Source organism: Streptomyces phyllanthi (assembly GCF_009377205.1).
In the GTDB taxonomy this organism is placed as follows: Bacteria; Actinomycetota; Actinomycetes; order Streptomycetales; family Streptomycetaceae; genus Streptomyces; species Streptomyces phyllanthi.
The window spans coordinates 1-3,671 of the sequence record NZ_VJZE01000663.1 but is presented as its reverse complement, the minus strand read 5'-3'; the positions used below and the strand labels follow the sequence as shown (position 1 = coordinate 3,671).

At 72.1% G+C, this 3,671-nt stretch carries 3 protein-coding genes and 1 pseudogene; 2 read left to right on the top strand and 2 right to left on the bottom strand.

Translation table 11 applies throughout. The features are described 5' to 3' along the window. Positions 1 to 47 precede the first annotated feature (47 nt). Positions 48 to 1,199, bottom strand: coding sequence for an NADH-quinone oxidoreductase subunit D (locus FNH04_RS43000; RefSeq protein WP_152791674.1), 1,152 nt, complete (start codon positions 1,197 to 1,199; stop codon positions 48 to 50). A 31-nt stretch (positions 1,200 to 1,230) separates the two neighbouring features. Between FNH04_RS43000 and FNH04_RS42995 the strand changes: the two genes are divergently transcribed. Continuing rightward, positions 1,231 to 1,767, top strand: a complete 537-nt coding sequence (locus tag FNH04_RS42995; RefSeq protein WP_228031964.1) for a PH domain-containing protein — start codon at positions 1,231 to 1,233, stop codon at positions 1,765 to 1,767. Positions 1,768 to 1,820: 53 nt separating this feature from the next. Beyond that, a complete protein-coding gene (locus FNH04_RS42990) occupies positions 1,821 to 3,212 on the top strand; it encodes a PH domain-containing protein (RefSeq protein ID WP_322725517.1) in 1,392 nt (463 codons plus the stop codon). Between the two features lie 110 nt (positions 3,213 to 3,322). Here FNH04_RS42990 and FNH04_RS42985 read toward each other — a convergent pair. After that, a pseudogene (locus tag FNH04_RS42985) lies at positions 3,323 to 3,671 on the bottom strand (hypothetical protein); the annotation flags it as partial.

The window sequence follows — 3,671 nt, the reverse complement described above, 5'->3', positions numbered from 1 at the left end:
GGCTTGGGCCGGTGGGGCTTCCGGGCGCGCCGGGGAGCCCCGCGCCCCTACTTGTCGATGTCCCCGACCACGAAGAACAGTGACCCCAGGATCGCCACCATGTCCGCGACCAGCGTCCCCGGCAGCAGCTCCACGAGCGCCTGGATGTTGTTGTAGGAGGCCGAGCGCAGCTTCAGCCGGTACGGGGTCTTCTCGCCCTTGCTGACGAGGTAGTAGCCGTTGATGCCGAGCGGGTTCTCGGTCCAGGCGTAGGTGTGGCCCTCGGGGGCCTTGAGGACCTTCGGGAGGCGCTGGTTGATCGGGCCGGGCGGCAGCCCGGCGAGCCGGTCGAGGCAGGCGTCGGCGAGGTCCAGCGAGTTGTGCGTCTGCTCCAGGAGGCACTCGAAGCGGGCCAGGCAGTCGCCCTCCGCGCGCGTGACGACCCTGAGTGTGTCCTGGAGTTCCCCGTACGCCAGATACGGCTCGTCCCGGCGCAGGTCGAAGTCCACCCCGGAGGCACGGGCGATGGGCCCGCTCACCCCGTACGCGTGCACCGTCTCCGGCGCGAGGACGCCCACGTCGCGCGTACGGCCCCGGAAGATCTCGTTGCCGAGCACCAGGTCGTCGAACACGTCCATCCGCGAGCGCACCGCGGCGACCGTCTCCCGCGCGCGGGAGGTCCATCCGGCCGGAAGGTCCTCCTTGAGGCCCCCGACCCGGTTGAACATGTAGTGCATCCGCCCGCCGGAGATCTCCTCCATGACGTTCTGGAGCTCCTCGCGCTCCCGGAACGCGTAGAAGACCGGGGTGATGCCACCGAGCTCCAGCGGATACGAGCCCAGGAACATCAGGTGGTTCAGCACCCGGTTCAGCTCCGCGAGCAGCGTGCGCGTCCACACCGCGCGCTCGGGCACCTCCATGCCGAGCATGCGCTCCACGGCGAGGACCACGCCCAGCTCGTTCGAGAAGGCGGAGAGCCAGTCGTGGCGGTTGGCCAGCATGATGATCTGGCGGTAGTCGCGCGCCTCGAAGAGCTTCTCCGCACCACGGTGCATGTAGCCGATGACCGGCTCGGCGTGCGTGATGCGCTCGCCGTCGAGGACCAGCCGCAGCCGCAGCACGCCGTGCGTGGACGGATGCTGTGGCCCGATGTTGAGCACCATGTCGGTGCTCTCGGCGGCGCCGCCGATGCCGACCGTGGTCTCCGTCGTAGGAGTCATGGGGACAGTCTCTCGTACGTACGCTGGCGAGATGGAGACGGGGACGTTGGACGACGCGGGACAGGGCGGGGAGCGCTCCGCCGAGCGCACGGCGGGTGAGCCGGGTGAGCCGGTCTGGATCGGGCTGCCGCCCGGGCTGTTGCGGATGCGTCGATTGTTGCTGGTGGTGTGGCTGGGATCGATGACCGTGGGTCTGGCCCTGCTGCTGGGGCTGCTCGCCGGTCCGGTCTGGGCGGCCCTCGCGCTGCCGCCGCTGGCTGTGCTGCTGTGGGGGTGGCCCATGCTGGGCCGCAACTGGCGCTCGTGGCGGTACGCCGAGCGCGCGGACGACCTGCTGATCAGCCGGGGCGTGCTGTGGCGCGAGGAGACCGTCGTGCCGTACGGGCGCATGCAGCTGGTGGAGGTGACCTCCGGGCCGGTCGAGCGGCACTTCGGGCTGGCGAGCGTGCAGCTCCACACGGCCGCGGCCGCCTCGGACGCGCGCATCCCGGGGCTCGACCCCGCGGAGGCGGAACGGCTGCGCGACCGGCTGACGCAGCTCGGCGAGGCTCGATCGGCGGGGCTGTGAGTACGCCGGGTACGTCACCGGGCGCGCCGGACGCGTCGCCGAACACGTCGGACGTGTCACTGGGGGCGTCCGAGGGGATACCGGGTGCCGCCTCCGAGGTGACCGAGCAACGGCTGCACCCCGTGACCCCGCTGCGGCGGGCCTGGGCGCCGGTCGCCGTGATCATCGGCTGGGCCCTGCACGACCCCAGCGGAACGCAGCGGCAGCTGAGCCGGCTGACCACCGACTCACTGCTGATAGGCCTCGCCGTACTCGTGCCGGCCGCCGCCCTGTACGGCTTCCTGACCTGGTGGTTCACCCACTTCGCGGTGACCGACGCAGAACTGCGCGTGCGTACCGGCCTGGTGTTCCGCCGGACCGCGCACATCCGGCTGGAACGCATCCAGGCCATCGATGTCACCCAGCCGCTGCTGGCCCGGATCGCGGGCGTCGCCAAGCTCAAACTCGACGTCGTCGGAACCGACAGCAAGGACGAACTGGCCTATCTGGGCGAGGCGCACGCCCGTGCCCTGCGGGCCGAACTCCTCGCCCGCGCGGCCGGTTTCGCCCCCGAGACCGCGCACGAGGTCGGCGAGGCCCCGGTACGCCGGCTGCTGCACGTCCCGGCGGGCATGCTCGCGGTGTCGCTGGTCCTCACCGGCGCGACCTGGGGAACGCTGGCCGCCGCCGTCGTCGTACCCCCGGTGCTGTGGTTCGCCACGCACAGCGTGTGGACGGTCCTCGCGACCGCGCTGCCGCTGCTCGGCGCGGCGGGCGCGAGCAGCGTGGGGCGGTTCGTCGGGGAGTACGACTGGACGGTGGGCGAGTCTCCGGACGGGCTGCGGATCGACCACGGCCTCCTCGACCGCGCCCACGAGACGGTGCCGCCCGGACGCGTGCAGAGCGTGCGGATCGTCGAACCGCTGCTGTGGCGGCGGCGCGGCTGGGTGCGGGTGGAACTGGACGTGGCGGGCTCCTCGAACTCCGTCCTGGTACCGGTCGCTCCACGCGCCGTGGCCGAGTCCGTGATCGAGCAGGTGCTGCCGGGAGTGACCGTGCCGCACGCGCTGGACCGTCCGCCGCGGCGGGCCGGCTGGTGCATGCCGTTCTGGTGGCGGGGGTACGGGCTCGCCGTCACCGACAGCGTGTTCGTGGCCCGGCACGGGCTGCTGCGGCGCAGGGTGTCCCTGGTGCCGCACGCGAAGGTGCAGAGCGTACGGCTGACACAGGGGCCGTGGGAGCGGTACAAGGGCCTCGCGGACGTGCGTGTGGACACCGGGGCCAACAAGACGGTGACCGCCCGGCTGCGGGACGCGGACGAGGCCGCTCTGCTGCTGGCGGCCCAGGCCGACCGGTCCCGTACCGGGCGCAGGGAGGCGCGGCCGGACCGGTGGATGGCGGAAAATCGACGGCCGGGAGCACGGAAGCCCGAGCCGGGCGGTCCCGGTGCCCCGGTGAACGTGTGAGGGGCGGCCGCGGTCCGGTGATCCGGTGCGGCCGCCCCTCGGGCAGGTGCCTCAGAACTTCACATGCCTCTGAACTTCATGTGCCTCTGAACTTCATGTGCCTCAGGACTTCAGGAGACCGCGCTCCGCAGTCCCTGTACGTCGATCTGTTCCGTCTCGTCGTGGGCCGTGAGGTCGATGACCTGGCCGATACCGCGCGCGTCCTCGTCCGCGGGCTTGAACCGGGCCTCGGACTCGGCCTTGTGCAGCGCGAGCGCCTCCTGGCCGACCACGTCCGCGAGGTCCTCGTTCTGTACGTCCTCGATGGCGGCCGCGCCCTTCTGCGTGCCGAAGAAGTCGAACCCGCCCTCGACGGCCGGGCGTCGGCGAGGGGCCGCCGGTACGACGGCCACGGCGGTCGGGATCGTGAAGTGACCGGAGGGCCGAGCCGGCAGCGCGGGACGCGGGGTGGCGGAGGCC

What these genes read in the sequence shown, in the direction of transcription:
- FNH04_RS42995 (WP_228031964.1), top strand. Translation starts at nt 1,231, where the DNA reads ATGGAGACGGGGACGTTGGACGACGCGGGACAGGGCGGGGAGCGCTCC.
- FNH04_RS43000 (WP_152791674.1), bottom strand. Translation starts at nt 1,199, where the DNA reads ATGACTCCTACGACGGAGACCACGGTCGGCATCGGCGGCGCCGCCGAG.